The 14,050-nt window shown below is 59.5% G+C and carries 15 protein-coding genes, 1 tRNA gene and 1 pseudogene; 6 read left to right on the forward strand and 11 right to left on the reverse strand.

From position 1 onward, the window contains the following. Nucleotides 1-90 precede the first annotated feature (90 nt). Entirely contained in the window at nt 91-927 is an 837-nt protein-coding gene (locus CRP02_RS08380; RefSeq protein ID WP_097170791.1) for a phosphatase PAP2 family protein, read from the forward strand. Between the two features lie 89 nt (nt 928-1,016). On the opposite strand, the gene CRP02_RS08385 is transcribed toward CRP02_RS08380, so the two are convergent. The 9 genes and pseudogenes from CRP02_RS08385 to CRP02_RS08425 all read right to left on the reverse strand — a co-directional run bounded on the left by CRP02_RS08385 (nt 1,017) and on the right by CRP02_RS08425 (nt 7,946). Continuing rightward, entirely contained in the window at nt 1,017-1,301 is a 285-nt protein-coding gene (locus CRP02_RS08385; RefSeq protein ID WP_004431579.1) for a copper-binding protein, read from the reverse strand. 24 nt (nt 1,302-1,325) lie between these two features. Beyond that, nucleotides 1,326-1,802, reverse strand: coding sequence for a plastocyanin/azurin family copper-binding protein (locus tag CRP02_RS08390; protein ID WP_004431582.1), 477 nt, complete (start codon nt 1,800-1,802; stop codon nt 1,326-1,328). A gap of 41 nt (nt 1,803-1,843) precedes the next feature. Next, nucleotides 1,844-3,193, reverse strand: coding sequence for a multicopper oxidase family protein (locus CRP02_RS08395; protein ID WP_097170792.1), 1,350 nt, complete (start codon nt 3,191-3,193; stop codon nt 1,844-1,846). Between the two features lie 14 nt (nt 3,194-3,207). Beyond that, nucleotides 3,208-4,668, reverse strand: a complete 1,461-nt coding sequence (locus CRP02_RS08400; protein ID WP_097170793.1) for a TolC family protein — start codon at nt 4,666-4,668, stop codon at nt 3,208-3,210. After that, complete coding sequence (locus tag CRP02_RS08405; RefSeq protein ID WP_097170794.1) at nt 4,665-4,895, reverse strand: hypothetical protein; 231 nt, start codon at nt 4,893-4,895, stop codon at nt 4,665-4,667. The genes CRP02_RS08400 and CRP02_RS08405 overlap by 4 nt, the downstream gene beginning before the upstream one ends. Before the next feature lie 87 nt (nt 4,896-4,982). Next, the gene (locus CRP02_RS08410) at nt 4,983-5,378 is read right to left on the reverse strand and encodes a hypothetical protein (RefSeq protein WP_097170795.1); all 396 of its coding nucleotides are present in this window, start codon (nt 5,376-5,378) and stop codon (nt 4,983-4,985) included. A gap of 88 nt (nt 5,379-5,466) precedes the next feature. Next, entirely contained in the window at nt 5,467-6,390 is a 924-nt protein-coding gene (locus CRP02_RS08415) for a hypothetical protein (RefSeq protein ID WP_097170796.1), read from the reverse strand. A 122-nt stretch (nt 6,391-6,512) separates the two neighbouring features. After that, a complete protein-coding gene (locus CRP02_RS08420; RefSeq protein ID WP_179783966.1) occupies nt 6,513-7,412 on the reverse strand; it encodes a helix-turn-helix transcriptional regulator in 900 nt (299 codons plus the stop codon). A gap of 105 nt (nt 7,413-7,517) precedes the next feature. Next, nucleotides 7,518-7,946: pseudogene (locus CRP02_RS08425) on the reverse strand (acetyltransferase). A 239-nt stretch (nt 7,947-8,185) separates the two neighbouring features. Here CRP02_RS08425 and bioB point away from each other — a divergent pair. Genes bioB through CRP02_RS08450 form a run of 5 tightly spaced genes read left to right on the forward strand, consistent with a single transcriptional unit; the run spans nt 8,186 to nt 13,263 of the window. Further along, nucleotides 8,186-9,190 carry a biotin synthase BioB gene (bioB, locus tag CRP02_RS08430; protein WP_414896233.1) on the forward strand — a complete coding sequence of 335 codons (1,005 nt, stop codon included), beginning with the start codon at nt 8,186-8,188 and terminating at the stop codon, nt 9,188-9,190. Further along, the gene (locus CRP02_RS08435) at nt 9,187-10,329 is read left to right on the forward strand and encodes an 8-amino-7-oxononanoate synthase (RefSeq protein ID WP_097170798.1); all 1,143 of its coding nucleotides are present in this window, start codon (nt 9,187-9,189) and stop codon (nt 10,327-10,329) included. Before bioB ends, CRP02_RS08435 begins: the two co-directional genes overlap by 4 nt. After that, on the forward strand, nt 10,326-10,964 hold the full coding sequence (gene bioD / locus CRP02_RS08440) for a dethiobiotin synthase (protein WP_097170799.1): 639 nt from the start codon (nt 10,326-10,328) through the stop codon (nt 10,962-10,964). The genes CRP02_RS08435 and bioD overlap by 4 nt, the downstream gene beginning before the upstream one ends. Then, nucleotides 10,961-12,274, forward strand: a complete 1,314-nt coding sequence (locus CRP02_RS08445; RefSeq protein WP_097170800.1) for an adenosylmethionine--8-amino-7-oxononanoate transaminase — start codon at nt 10,961-10,963, stop codon at nt 12,272-12,274. The genes bioD and CRP02_RS08445 overlap by 4 nt, the downstream gene beginning before the upstream one ends. 2 nt (nt 12,275-12,276) lie before the next feature. Next, a complete protein-coding gene (locus CRP02_RS08450; RefSeq protein ID WP_097170801.1) occupies nt 12,277-13,263 on the forward strand; it encodes a beta-ketoacyl-ACP synthase III in 987 nt (328 codons plus the stop codon). Nucleotides 13,264-13,384: 121 nt separating this feature from the next. Here CRP02_RS08450 and CRP02_RS08455 read toward each other — a convergent pair. Further along, a tRNA-Gln gene (locus CRP02_RS08455) sits at nt 13,385-13,458 on the reverse strand. A 124-nt stretch (nt 13,459-13,582) separates the two neighbouring features. Continuing rightward, the gene (locus tag CRP02_RS08460) at nt 13,583-14,020 is read right to left on the reverse strand and encodes an Lrp/AsnC family transcriptional regulator (protein ID WP_004431612.1); all 438 of its coding nucleotides are present in this window, start codon (nt 14,018-14,020) and stop codon (nt 13,583-13,585) included. Nucleotides 14,021-14,050: the final 30 nt, after the last annotated feature.

Below are 14,050 nucleotides of genomic sequence, written 5' to 3' on the forward strand. Positions count from 1 at the left end.
CCCCGAGATTGATGCTGCAGGCACGCTTTTCCTCTCAGTCTTGGGACTTCCTCCGCAGAACCTTGACATTTCTGCGGAAGAAAACCGGCCATGCACCAGTATCTCTCCCATAAGACCGAGCAGAAATGGCTAGGCCGGCCCGAAAAACCGAAGTTCCGCTTTGCCGTCATCCCCACGGCGCGCCAGACTTTCGCATGGGTTTCCGGCAGCCCATCTCTGCTCGCGCTTTCGACCACGCTTGCAATGATGGTCTTCTTCACCGTCAGGCCGGATATCGATCTTGATGCCAGTCGCTGGTTCTGGACAGATGGTTTTCGTCTTGGCGAGGATCAATTCCTGATTTCCGTCCGCGATCTGAACCGCGCACTTCCCGCCATTTTATTGTCTGGGCTTGTCTGCCTGCTCCTTGTCACGCCATTTGTCTCCGGCGTGCGGCGTGCCATCCGCCCTCACAAACTGCTACTTGTTCTCACCTTTTATGCGCTGGGGCCGGGTGCGACCGTTCACGTCCTGAAAAACCTGTTCGGACGTGCCAGACCGCGGCATATCAGTGAATTCGGGGCGGATTTGTTTTTTACGCCCGTTCTTTCTCTTGATGGCAGCTGTTCGCGCAACTGTTCCTTTCCATCCGGCGAAAGCGCGTCCGCAATCGCCCTGCTGGCGTTCATCATCTTCCTGCCGGAAAAATTCCGCCTGAGCGCCACGGCGATCTCGATGCCGTTCATCGTGCTTTGCTCCCTAAACAGGGCCGCTATGGGCGCACATTTTCTCTCCGATGTCCTGATTGCATGGCCACTGATGCTCGCCGTGTTCCTCTCACTGCATCGGCTGTTCACGAAGCATGGGGACACAATCGACACTGCGTTTCTGCGCAAATTCATGGGAATACGGCATAGCGCCGAACAAAGGTCATGCCCCGAGCAATAAATTTGTGTTCGGGGTTCGTCCGCCGCCTGCTCAAATCGCACATGCCCGTGCCTGTGGTCTGGTACGGGCATGTGCAGACGGTGACTGCCTTATTTCACCTGCGCGACGACCAGCTTGCCGTCCGCACGTTCGGCGATGAACTCGATGTTCGCGCCTTCCTTGAGCTTGGCGAGCAGGGCATCGTCCTTGACGCGGAACACCATCGTCATGGCGGGCATGTCGAGGTTCTTCAGTTCCTCATGAATGATGGTGACTTTCTTGGCGGTAGCGTCGACCTTTTTCACCGTACCCTTGGTGAATTCCTGTGCGAATGCGCCAAAGGGGGCTGTAAGCAACAAAGCGGCTGCGAGGGTAATTTTAACGATCGTCTTCATGGTCAGATTCCTTTTTTCGATTGGTTACTTGGCCGAAACTTTGAGATCGCCGCGCATGCCGGCCTCGTAATGTCCGGGCTTCAGGCAGGCGAATTCGAACATGCCGTCATTGGTGAATTTCCAGATGATTTCGCCGCTTTCGCCCGGCGCAAGGCTGATTGCGTTCGGATTGTCGTGTTCCATCTCCGGGGCCTTTGCCATGGCGGCCTTGTGCTCCAGATTTGCGCTCTGTTCGTCGAGAATGAACTCATGGTCCAGCTCGCCGACATTCTTCACGGCAAAGCGAACGGTCTTGCCCTTCTTGAATTCGAACTTGGCGGGCGTGAACAGCATCTTGCCATCAGGCGTTTCTTTCATGGTGACCTGTATGGTCTGGGTCACCTTGGATTTGTCGCCGGGTTCGCCGATTGCCATCGCTTCATGGCCGCCGCCGTGGGTGCCCGATGCGAAGGCGGGTGTGGCAAGAGCGGTGAGAAGCAGTGCAAGTTTCAGTCTGGTCATCGAATTTTTCCTTGGTTTTGGTGGGGATATGGTCTGCACGATCAGCCGTGTTTCATCGGTTTCGGCGTGATCTGTGTTTTCGGATCATTGGTCTTTTCGGTATCCGGCACGTCGCCGGTCCATTCCCAGGCCTGGGTACCGGGCGGGTTTTGGTACCAGCCGGGATCTGAGTAATCGCCCGCGGAGATGCCTTCGCGGACCTTCACCACGGAGAACATGCCACCCATTTCGATGGGGCCGTGCGGACCCCAGCCGGTCATCATGGGAACGGTGTTCTCAGGGATTTCCATTTCCATCGCGCCCATATCGGCCATGCCGGCTGTACCCATCGGCATGTATTCCGGCCGCACCTTGCGGATCTTTTCGGTGACGGTCTTCTTGTCGACGCCGATGAAGGTCGGGACATCGTGTCCCATCGCATTCATCGTGTGGTGCGACTTGTGGCAATGGATCGCCCAGTCGCCGACATATTTGGCGTCGAATTCATAGGCCCGCATGGCGCCGACGGGTATGTCGATGCTCACTTCTGGCCACCGCGCCTCCGGCCGCACCCAGCCGCCATCCGTGCAGGTCACCTCGAAATCGTAACCGTGCATGTGGATCGGGTGGTTGGTCATGGTCAGGTTGCCGACCCTGATACGCACCCGGTCGTCCTTGGAAACCACCAGCGGATCGATACCCGGAAACACCCGGCTGTTCCATGACCACAGATTGAAATCCGTCATGGTCATGATTTTCGGAACGTAGGAGCCGGGATTGATGTCGAAGGCGTTGATCAGGAACACGAAGTCGCGATCAACAGGCATGAAGGTCGGGTCCTTCGGATGGACCACGAAAAAGCCCATCATGCCCATCGCCATCTGCACCATCTCGTCCGAATGCGGGTGGTACATGAAGGTGCCGGACTTCACGAGATCGAACTCGTAGACGAAGGTTTTGCCAACAGGGATATGCGGTTGCGACAGGCCGCCGACACCGTCCATGCCTGATGGCAGGATCATGCCGTGCCAGTGGACCGTCGTATGTTCCGGCAGTTTGTTGGTTACGAAAATGCGTACCCGGTCGCCTTCCACGGCCTCGATGGTCGGGCCGGGCGACTGGCCGTTATAGCCCCAGAGGCGGGCGGTCATACCCTCCGCCATCTCGCGCTCCACCGGCTCGGCGACAAGGTGGAATTCCTTGACGCCATTGTTCATCCGGAAGGGCAGGGTCCAGCCGTTGAGGGTGACGACCGGATTGTAATCGGGACCGGTAGTGGGCTTGACGGGGGCTTGCGTCGCTGCCGTGTCCATCACGGCCGCTTCCGGCAGGCTGCTATTCGATGTCTTTGCCCAGGCTGCGGTGGAGACCATCGCGGCGCCGACGCCCAGAAAGTTTCTTCTATTGAACATGGTCGTTTCCTTTCTCAGTGTCCGCCGCCGCCGCCACCAGCGGCGGCAACTTCGGTCTCTGCGCCCACCGCACCCGCGCCACCGCCGTAAATGGCGGGAGCGAGGCCGGCTTCCGCGAGCCAGAAGTCACGTTTGGCATTGATGGCGAGCAGGTTCGAATTGACCTTTTCGCGGCTATCGGCGAGCAGTTCGAAGGTGTTGGTGAGCATGCCGTTATAGGTCAGCAGCGACTCCTCCTCGATCTTGGTCCGCAGCGGCACCACGCTGTTGCGATAGTGCCGGGCGATGTCGTAGTTCGAGCGATAGGCCTGATAGGCGGAGCGGGCTTCGGAGCGGATATTGACCGCCTTTTCGGCCAGCAGGTTTGCTGCGCGCATATAGGCGAGTTCGGATTCCCGCATTCTTGCCCGACCGGAATCGAAGATCGGAATGACGAATTCCAGCTCGGCATTGCCGGTCGTCTGTTTGTGTTTTTCGCCGTCTTCAAGTTCGCGTTCGGTCTCGAAGCCGGAACGAAGCTCGAGATCGGTAACGTATCGGGTGGCTTCTGTGAGTTTGAACGACCGGGCGGTTGATTCCAGATCGAGCTTCGCCATCTGCAAATCCACCCGGCGTTGCAGTGCCTCGGCCTCGATCATCTCACGTTTGGCCAGATCCTTCGGAAGCTGCGGCAGGCGGTTGGGGATGGAGTAGTCTATGTCCGCGCCCCACAGGCCCATCAGCCTTGTCAGTTCCTCCTTCGCAAGCCGGGCTTCAAGCCGCGCCTTGGCGATCTGGCCGGTCAGTTCGGCATAGAAGACCTGCTCGCGAGCCTGGCCTTCCTTGTTCAGCGAGCCTGCTTCGCCAAGCTTCCTCGCAAGTTCCGAGGCGGCATCCGCGGCTGTCTGGGCCTGCGCCAGCTGGCCGACATTTTCCCAGGCAGCAACCGCCGTGATCCAGGCGCGGCGGGTATCCGCTGCTAGCTGCAACGTCTTCAGCGCGGCTGCGAGCTGCGCCTTGCGGAAGCCGGTATCGGCAATCTCGACATTCTGTTTGAGCGTGGCCAGTGCCAGAATATTGGTGACGATCACACCCTCGATCGCCTTGTAGGCGCGGAGCCCCGGAGTGCCGATCCCCGTCAGTCCGACGCCGACCCTCGGATTGACCAGCATGGTCGATTGCCAGGCGGTTGCGGCCGATTCACCCAGATCGGCATAGGTCGCCTGAAGGCCCTTGTTGTTGAGGAGCGCGACCTGAACCGCCGTCTCGACATCGATTGTTTTCGCTGACATCAGCGATTTGACACGGGTTGCGGTTGCCTGCGCCTCGGCCCGGGTCTGTATCCAGACAGTCTGCTTTCCCGTCGCCTCGGTCGCCCTGGCCGAAACGGTGGTGAAGCCTGCGTTCTTCGAGGTGTAGTCGGCGGCCGTGACACAGCCGCCAAGAACCAGCGGGACGGAAAGGACGGCCGTGAGTTTGATCACGCGTAGCGTCATGATGCGTCTCCTTTGGGAGCCTGCGCATCGTTCTGGTTACGCCAGGGCTTCGGGTCCACCGGAGCACGGTGCGAATAGCCTGCGACCGGTGTCTGATAACGCAGAGGGGTGACGCCGAGCGACGGATTTGCCGCGTCTTCATACGAGGCGGTCTCGTTCATCGAGGATGTGGCTGTGCAGCCGCCCAGCAAAAGAGGCGCTGCAACCACGATGTAGATAGGGTCCATGGTAATTTCCGAACAGGAGATGCAACGGCGCGACGGCGCTAAAGCCGTTCACGCACGATCATTGCCCGAGAGGCGGGCTTTGCCTGTTCAGATATTCGGTGGACGGTGAAGCAGCGGGATCTGGCCCACGGTCTTGCTGTCGTCAAGGAAAGAACGGATGGAATTGACGACGGGTCCGCCAAGGGCGTCATGCGCAATCAGCACCGCCATGCCGAGACAGAAATCATTGCAGCATTCCTGCTTCACGGGCTTTTTGACGCCGCTGTCGTGGTCTGCCGTATCCATATTATGGTGGTCGCCGGACATCATGGCCGAACCGCCATGGTCCATCATCATGGCGGATTGGGTGGTCTGCATTTCCGCGGTATCGGGACCATGCATTGCGGCATTGACGGTGGAAACGCTGTAGCCCGCCAGTGACAATATCATCACCAGTCGAAACAGCAGTGCCGTCAATTTCGATGTTCGCAACATCCCACGCATACGCTCTAGAAGAGCCGCAGTCCCGAAGTTTGTCAATGGATATCGCTCATAACCATCAATAAATAGCACGTCCGCCGGTTCTTAAACCTCACACTGTCTCCATAAAGGCATCGTCGAGAATGAGGAGTTTACGCGCCTGCATGCGGGCATATTCCTCGTAAAAGCCCTGGGAGATCCAGAGAGCGGAACGTCCCTTCCGTCCGCTCCAGCCGATTCCGCCGATCAGTTCGGCCGCGCCAAGCTTGCGACTGACATGGATTCGGGAAAGGGAGAGCGATGTCGCCAGTTGCGATGCTGTTTTCACATCCGTCAGGTGTCTGCCCTGTTCTGTCGGCTTTTCCCAGTCGATCCCGGCGATCAGGCGGTCCATCAGCAGCCCGCCCGCGTCGAACCAGTTGAAGATGATGGAAAGCGGGCCGGGGCAGCGCACTTCCGGATTGGACAGCAGCGCCTGCGCCACGCGGGGATGGATGTGTGCGAGCATGGTTTCGGATCGCTCGATGAACCGAGAGGCCCTGAACCCCTCATCGATGAGGTCCAGCGCCTGAAAATGCACGTCGTACCATTGGGCAAGCATCGCCAGGGTGGACGGTGACGGCACCACGCCATCGGCCCGCTTTTCGCCGGATTGGTGCGCCGGTTTTGTCAGGCCGCGTTTCAGCGCCTCTTTGAAGAAGGCATAGGCGACATCATGGCTGGCAAGGCCGTGCTGGAGCGCGAGTTGGCCGAAATCTTCCCGCGTCAGGGCGGGTTCGTCCGTTTCGGTCTTGCGCTTTTGAAAATAGAGCGCCAACAGCGCGTGGCAAAGAAGCCGGCTCTGGCGCGTGGCGAAAAGCGCGGTTATGTCGGGCGAACCTTCGTAGAGGGCGATGAAACTTCCCGCCAACAGCCGTAGTGCTGCCGCGAAAGCACCCGTTTGAAGCAACCGGTCGATTTCGCTGGGTGGTAGCCTGCGGCCAACAGCGGAGGCGTCCGGCAACCCGGAGATCGCGAAATCGAAAAAATTGGTCATGGGCAGCGCTCCTCGAATTGCCGGCACCACCTTCCTTGCGGAGTGAGATGGGGATTGGATGATCCACGGCCTTATAAGGGTCGGGATGAGGCGTCTTCTCATTGCGCGCAGAGGTGACACTTTTAGGCCGTCGGCATGCCCGTGGCGCGGGCTTCGCCGGGCGTCATGCCATAGGTGCCGCTGAACACCCGGTAGAAGGTTGGAAGACTGTCGAAGCCGCAGCCATAGGCGACCTGCGTGATTGGCAGGGCGGGAGATTCCAGCAGCAGGCGTCGCGCTTCCTCGATCCGCATGGAGGCGAGCGTGCGGGAAAAAGACAGCTCCGCGCCTTCGAAAACGACGTGCAGTTGCCGAAGCGAAATGCCCAGTTCCTTTGCCACTGCGGCAGGCGTGAGGTTCTGCCAGGATTTTTTGCGCATCATGATGTCCTGGGCCGCATAACAAAGCCCGGTGCGGAGTGCGGCGCGCACTTCCGGCATCGCAGGCGAAAGCCGTCCGCGCGCCGTCATGGCTAGTCGGGCGATATGCGTCACATCGCGCACGGGATCGATGAGCCTGCCGTGTTCGGCGTTCAGCGCGTTGAAGAGCGCTCGGAACGGCCGCGAGAAGGCGGTCTTGTCTGCGTAACGCGTGGCAAACAGGTCATCGGCCGTTCGGCCAAGCATGACTTCGTAGTCGACAGGGATCTTGAGCATCTTGTAGTGAAAATCCGCTTCGCCGCCGGGTATCGCGTCATAGGGCAAGTCCGAATAGTTGATGGTGAAATCACCACGGCTGACGGAATGGACCCTGTCTCGGCCGGCATGCAGCAACCCCGAACCCTTGACCTGCAAGCCAATGCAGAGGCTGTCGCCGGCAATCCGGGCAATATCGGCTTCCGTGCGGTTGACCCGGTAAGAGGAAGCGCGCATTTCGCTTACGACGGCGCCTGCGACAGAGCGCGCCTGAAACGACCCGCTGAAGACCTGGCGGCGATCCGGCGCAAGCTCGATCGTTACGCCAAACAGGCTTTTGCCGCGCACTTCGCGCCATTGGTCGAAGCGGTGCTCGGGCTGAAAATCCTCGGTTGCGAAACGGATGATGGTGTTCGTGGCTTGCTCCCCCCAGATGAGCCATGTCCCCGCGGCTTATTGTTCGGTTGCGCGGGGATAGGGCCGTCCCTGCCCGTCGAGGTCGGAGCGTCCCGTCGGCTTGAAACCGAGCCGGCGATAAAAGCCCATGGCCTGCGTATTCTGTTCGTTGACATCGGTGGTCAGCGCGGGGTGTGCGGCAAGCGCTGCCTGCACGAGCGCCTAGCCGATGCCTCTGCCGTGATAATCCGGATCGATGAAAAGCGCTTCCATGTGCCCTTCATGCAGAAACATGAACCCGAGAGGCTTATCCGACGCATCGACGGCGAGCGTCAAAGCGGCCTCGGGAAGAAAAGCAGTCACTTCTTCCTCGATTGCGGCGCGATCCGCTCTGTGAAGAAAATTATGGGTAGCGTCTACGGCCTTACGCCATATTTCAAGGATGCGGGCCGTGTCGCGAGCGTTGGCGGGACGACGTGTGATCATGCCTCACCCTTAGCAATTGTGGGGTTTTTGCGCCATGGGTCTTTTCCGCAAGGCGTTTTCCCCATTCGCTAAATTCCCGCAGCCAAATGCCGCAGTCTTGTCCCGCATATTTCTTCGATCTCCGGTGCCGGACATTTTTCTCGAAAAAAGTCCTTGCAAAAGGGCCCGATAAAAAAATAGATAAAAATAGGTTCTATCTATTTATTTGAAGAGGAGATCGCTGGATGGATCAGATTATCATGGAAATTGAACAAAATCAGGCGCAGATTTACTCAATCAAAGCGGATTCTTCACTCGAAGAAGCAAAAATTATCTATAATTTGCCATTTAATGATCTCCTGTTCCGGGCGCAGCAAGTGCATCGTCGCCATTTCGACGCCAACGCCATCCAGATGAGCCGGCTTTTATCGATCAAGACCGGCGGCTGCCCGGAAGATTGTGGTTATTGCAGCCAGTCCGCCCGCAATCCAACAGGTCTGAAGGCTTCCAAACTGATGGAGGTGGAGCGAGTGCTGGCAGAGGCGCGCAAGGCGAAAGAGGGCGGGGCGACGCGCTATTGCATGGGGGCAGCGTGGCGCAACCCTAAGGAGCGCGACATGGAAGCGGTGGTGGCCATGGTCGAAGGCGTCAAGGCGCTCGGCATGGAAACCTGCATGACGCTCGGCATGCTGACGCCGGAACAATCCGAACGTCTCGCTCACGCCGGGCTAGATTACTACAATCACAACGTCGATACGTCGGAGCGGTTCTATTCGGAGATCATCACCACCCGCACCTTCGAGGATCGGCTTAAAACGCTCGCCAATGTTCGTGATGCCGGCATGAAGGTCTGCGCCGGCGGCATTCTCGGCATGGGAGAAACGGTCGAGGACCGTATTTCCATGCTGGTAACCCTTGCCAATCTGCCGGTTCCGCCGGAAAGCGTGCCGATCAACATGCTGATCCCGATCCCCGGCTCGAAGCTTGCCAAGGCCGACCCGGTTGATCCGATCGACTTTGTCCGCACCATTGCGCTTGCGCGCATCCTCATGCCCCGTTCGCATGTGAGGCTTTCCGCCGGACGTACCGAAATGAGTGATGAGACGCAGGCGCTCTGTTTTCTGGCCGGGGCGAATTCCATCTTCGTCGGCGAGACGCTGCTGACGGCGGATAATCCGGGCGAAGATCACGATACGGCGCTGTTCCGGCGGCTGGGCCTGAAGCCGATGGCGTTGCAAACGGCGGAAGCGGGAGAGACCCAGTGAATTCGTCGGCGCTCTCCGCCTATGAGCTGAAGCTTGCCGGTCTGCACCGCAAGTCGCGCCTGCGGGCGCTAGCGCCCCGGCAGGGTATCGACTTCACCTCCAACGACTATCTCGGGCTTGCCGATGCACCCCGGCTGAAGGCGGCGATCACCGACGCAATCGAGAGGGGCGTGCCTGTGGGTGCCGGTGGTTCGCGGCTGCTTCGTGGCAACCATCCCGAACATGAGGCGCTTGAAACGGAGGCGGCGGTATTTTTCGGCGCTGAGAGGGCCATCTATTTCGGCAGCGGATTTGCCGCCAATGTTGCACTTTTTTCCGCACTGCCGCTGCGGGACGACCTCGTTCTCTACGATGCGCTGATCCATGCCAGCGTGCATGACGGCATTGCCGCCGGCAAGGCGAAGGCGGTCGCTGTGCCGCATAATCAGGTTGAGACATTCGAACGGGAAATAAACCGATGGAGGCAGGCGGGCGGGAAAGGTCGCCCGTGGATCGCGGTGGAGAGCCTCTATTCCATGGATGGTGACCGGGCGCCGGTTGCGGCCCTTGCCGATCTCGCCGGGCGACATGGCGGCTTTCTCGTCGTCGATGAGGCGCATGCCACCGGCGTGTTCGGGCCGGGTGGGCGCGGCCTGGCCGCTGAACTGGAAGGTCGGGGTAATGTCGTGGCGCTGCACACCTGCGGCAAGGGACTTGGCCTTTCCGGCGCGCTCATCAGTCTGCCTGCGGTTCTTGCCGATTACCTCACCAACCGCGCCCGCGGTTTCATCTATTCGACCGCGCCGTCACCGCTGATGACGGCGGTTGTGCGGGAGGCCTTGCGGATCGTCGCCGACGAACCCTGGCGGCGCATCCGTCTGGAAGAACTGATAAATTTCGCCAGCGAACAATTACGATCCCGGCTGGGCGTGACGCCCGGCGGCTCGCAGATATTGCCGGTGATGATTGGTGACAATGCGCGTGCACTGAAGATCGCCATGCGTATACGCGACGGCGGTTTCGACGTGCGCGCTATCCGCCCGCCAACGGTGCCGGAAGGCACGGCACGCCTGCGCATATCCATTACGCTCAATGTCGAGGAAAGCCAGATCGCCGACATGGTCGGGCTGCTCGCCCTCGCCATGGAGGAAGAACGATGAGCCTTCGTTTCGTCGTCTCTGGCACCGATACGGGTATCGGTAAGACCGTTTTTTCTGCGGCGCTCACCCACGCATTGCAAGCCCACTACTGGAAGCCGGTGCAATCCGGGCTGGAGGAAGAGACCGACAGCGAGGTGGTGGAGCGGCTGGGTGGCGTGCCGCGCACGCGCATCCTGCCGGAGGCCTATCGCCTGAAAATGCCGGCCTCACCGCATCTTTCGGCCCGCCTCGACAATGTCACGATCGAGCCCGAGCTTTTGCTACCGCCGGAAACGGATGGACCGCTGGTGATCGAAGGGGCGGGCGGTCTGCTGGTGCCACTGACTGACACATTGCTGTTTGTCGATATCTTCGCCCGCTGGCGAATTCCGCTGATCCTGTGCGCCAGAACCTCTCTCGGCACCATCAACCACACGCTGCTATCGTTCGAGGCGCTGCGGCTGAGAGCCATTCCGGTGCACGGCGTGGTCTTCATCGGTGATGAGAACCGGGAAAATCAGCGCATTATCGCCGATATTGGCCGGGTTCGCTCGCTTGGCCGCTTGCCTCGCATACCTGAGATGACCGGCGAGGCGCTGCACCATGCATTCACTCAACAATTCGATCTCGCTGATTTTCTGGAGGTGCCGGCATGAGCTGTTCCCCCGTCTGGCATCCTTTCACCCAACACGGGCTGGAGCCGCCGATGAAACGCATCGTCTCGGCGGAGGGCGCCTATCTGGTCGATGAGGATGGCCAGCGGCTGTTCGATGCAATTTCATCCTGGTGGGTCATCACTCACGGCCACCGGCACCCGGCAATCATGTCCGCCATCCGCGCAGCGACCGAGGTCTTCGACCAGATCATTTTCGCCGAGTTTTCGCACGAGCCGGCCGAAATGCTGGCGAAAGGGCTGATCGAACTGGCGCCTGCCGGACTAAGCCATGTGTTTTATTCCGATAGCGGTTCGACCTCGGTGGAAGTGGCGCTGAAAATGGCGCTCGGTTATTTTCACAATTGTGGTGAAAAGCGAGATCGCATCGTGGTCATGGAGCACGGCTACCACGGTGATACGATCGGCGCCATGTCGACGGGCGAACGCGGCGTGTTCAATGCTGCGTATGAACCACTGCTATTCGGCGTCGACCGACTTGCTTTTCCGAAAGCGGATTGTGAGCAGGAGACGCTCGACATGTTCGAGAGCTTTTGTCGTTCGGGCCGAGTCGCCGCCTTGCTGATCGAGCCCCTTGTTCTCGGTGCCGGTGGCATGAAGATTTACCGCGCGGAAGTTCTCGCCGGACTGAAACAAATTGCCGAACGCTACGGTTGCCTGATGGTCGCCGACGAGGTGATGACGGGCTGGGGCCGGACGGGAACCATGTTCGCCTGCGAGCAGGCGGGAGTTTCGCCGGATATTCTGTGCACCTCCAAGGGGCTGACCGGCGGCTCCCTGCCGTTGGCAGCGACCTTGTGCAGTGGCGAAATCTTCGACGCGCACTTCTCGACCGATCGCCGCAAGACCTTTTTCCATTCGAGTTCCTACACCGCCAATCCGATTGCCTGCGCTGCCGCTGTCGCCAATCTGCAGGTCTGGCGGGATGAGCCGGTAGTGCAGCGCATCGGGCAACTGCAAGAAGTGCTGCGCGACAATCTCGGTCGATTTGCGGATGACAGGCGCTTCACCAACATACGCCAGGTTGGAACCATCGCAGCGCTTGACCTCGTCGTGCCCTCCGACGGTTATCTCGCGGAGGCGGGGCCACGCATGCGGCAATTGTTCCGAGAGCGCGGGCTCATCATCCGCCCGCTCGGCAATGTGCTCTATCTGATGCCGCCCTATTGTTCGTCGGCGCAAGACCTCACCCGTGCCTTCGACGCTATGGACGAAGTGGCCTCGATCGTGACTGAAGCCGCTCCGGGAGAAACCGGCGCGGTCGCTATCAAAAACAGTCTCCGAAAGGCCTGACAATGCAGACCCGTTCTTCCCGCATGGCTGGCTTCGGGCATGCCGTGCCAGTGCGATGTGTCCGCAACGCCGAGATTGAGACGCGTCTCGGGCTGGAGGCTGGCTGGATAGAGCGTCGGACGGGGATCCGCACACGTTATTGGGCGCAAGAGGGCGAGACGCTGAGCGGCCTTGCCGAAAAAGCCGGCCGCATGGCGCTGGAAAATGCGAAAATTGGCGCCGAGGATATCGCACTGACATTGCTTGCGACCTCCACGCCAGACCATCTTTTGCCGCCTTCGGCCCCGCTGCTTGCGCACCGGCTGGGCCTCACACAATCCGGAGCGATCGATCTTGCCGGGGCCTGTTCCGGTTTTCTCTATGCGCTCACCCTTGCGGATGGTTTTGTCCGCACCCACGGCCGCGCGGTGCTGGTTGTTGCCGCCAATATCTTAAGCCGTCGTATCAATCCGGCGGAAAGGGCAACTGCGGTTCTGTTCGCCGATGCTGCCGGTGCCGTCGTGCTTGTCCCCTGCCGGGATGCGCAGCGCGGCCTTTTGTCTGCCGATCTCGTTTCGGATGGGAGCGGTTACGACCTGATACAAATCGCGGCGGGCGGCAGCAGCCAGCCTTTTTCCACTGATACACAGGCTGAAGATACCCTGATGACGATGCGGGACGGACGCGAGGTCTTTTCCCGTGCCGTCGCCACGATGACGCAGACCTCACAGCGCGCTCTGCAACGGGCAGAAATGACGGCCGCCGATATCAACCGGTTCGTGCCGCATCAGGCCAATGCCCGCATGTTCGATGCCGTCTGCGGCAATATCGGCATCGACCGGCAAAAGACGGTGCGTACAGTCGAAACTTTCGGCAACTCTTCTGCAGCCACTATTCCGCTTTCGCTTTCCGTTTCCAATGCTGAGCGGCCCATCGCAGAGGGTGAAACGCTGTTATTGACGGCGGCAGGGGCGGGGATGACTGGGGGCGCGGTGGTGTATCGAGGCTAGGCCAGCTGGATACGGAAATGTCTGAGTCGGATCGAGCCGCGCGTACAACGTTGACAGATATAGGCAGAGCGCGGTGAAGCAGCTTAGTGCTCGAAACAGTTTGATTTTGTTTGGAGAAATTTGGCTGGGGAACCTGGACTCGAACCAAGATTAACGGAGTCAGAGTCCGTCGTTCTACCATTGAACTATTCCCCAAAAGCCTGAAGCGCGTTGCCGCGTTCGCTTTGGTGGGTCGTCATATAGATGATTTCTTGCGGGGCGCAAGTCGAAAAAATCGAAAAATGCGTTTTCGTCGCTCTTTTGCGTTTAGTCTCCTGCGTCAGAGCCGCGCGCGGGTGGAGCGTGGGGTGGAGAGCAGAAGGCTGGTCTCGCTGCCGGTAATGCCTGGGACAAGGCGGATACGGCGGAGCACCGCGTCGAAATCGCTGAGCGTGGCGGCGTTAAGTTCTACGATCAGGTCCCAGCGGCCGTTCGTGCTGTGAATTTCGGATATTTCCGGGAAACCGCCGAGCGTGCGGATGACGCGGTCCGTCACATGGCCTTCAATCTCGATCATCATGATGCCGCGGATCGCCGCCTCCACCGCATCGGCACGCAGGATGACGGTATAACCGATGATAGTGCCGTCATTTTCCATTTTTTCGATGCGGGAGCGTACCGTTGCGCGCGAGGTTTCCGTCTCGATCGCCAGATCGGAAATGCTGCGTCTGCCGTTATGCCTCAAAAGGGTCACGAGCCGTTCGTCGAGATCATCCATTGGTAGCCATTCTGATAAATAGATTTGACC

Source organism: Rhizobium sp. AN5, assembly GCF_900215255.1.
In the GTDB taxonomy this organism is placed as follows: domain Bacteria; phylum Pseudomonadota; class Alphaproteobacteria; order Rhizobiales; family Rhizobiaceae; genus Agrobacterium; species Agrobacterium tumefaciens.

What these genes read in the sequence shown, in the direction of transcription:
- CRP02_RS08380 (WP_097170791.1), top strand. Translation starts at nt 91, where the DNA reads ATGCACCAGTATCTCTCCCATAAGACCGAGCAGAAATGGCTAGGCCGG.
- CRP02_RS08385 (WP_004431579.1), bottom strand. Translation starts at nt 1,301, where the DNA reads ATGAAGACGATCGTTAAAATTACCCTCGCAGCCGCTTTGTTGCTTACA.
- CRP02_RS08390 (WP_004431582.1), bottom strand. Translation starts at nt 1,802, where the DNA reads ATGACCAGACTGAAACTTGCACTGCTTCTCACCGCTCTTGCCACACCC.
- CRP02_RS08395 (WP_097170792.1), bottom strand. Translation starts at nt 3,193, where the DNA reads ATGTTCAATAGAAGAAACTTTCTGGGCGTCGGCGCCGCGATGGTCTCC.
- CRP02_RS08400 (WP_097170793.1), bottom strand. Translation starts at nt 4,668, where the DNA reads ATGACGCTACGCGTGATCAAACTCACGGCCGTCCTTTCCGTCCCGCTG.
- CRP02_RS08405 (WP_097170794.1), bottom strand. Translation starts at nt 4,895, where the DNA reads ATGGACCCTATCTACATCGTGGTTGCAGCGCCTCTTTTGCTGGGCGGC.
- CRP02_RS08410 (WP_097170795.1), bottom strand. Translation starts at nt 5,378, where the DNA reads ATGCGTGGGATGTTGCGAACATCGAAATTGACGGCACTGCTGTTTCGA.
- CRP02_RS08415 (WP_097170796.1), bottom strand. Translation starts at nt 6,390, where the DNA reads ATGACCAATTTTTTCGATTTCGCGATCTCCGGGTTGCCGGACGCCTCC.
- bioB (WP_414896233.1), top strand. Translation starts at nt 8,186, where the DNA reads ATGGAAATTGAACAAAATCAGGCGCAGATTTACTCAATCAAAGCGGAT.
- bioD (WP_097170799.1), top strand. Translation starts at nt 10,326, where the DNA reads ATGAGCCTTCGTTTCGTCGTCTCTGGCACCGATACGGGTATCGGTAAG.
- CRP02_RS08445 (WP_097170800.1), top strand. Translation starts at nt 10,961, where the DNA reads ATGAGCTGTTCCCCCGTCTGGCATCCTTTCACCCAACACGGGCTGGAG.
- CRP02_RS08450 (WP_097170801.1), top strand. Translation starts at nt 12,277, where the DNA reads ATGCAGACCCGTTCTTCCCGCATGGCTGGCTTCGGGCATGCCGTGCCA.
- CRP02_RS08460 (WP_004431612.1), bottom strand. Translation starts at nt 14,020, where the DNA reads ATGGATGATCTCGACGAACGGCTCGTGACCCTTTTGAGGCATAACGGC.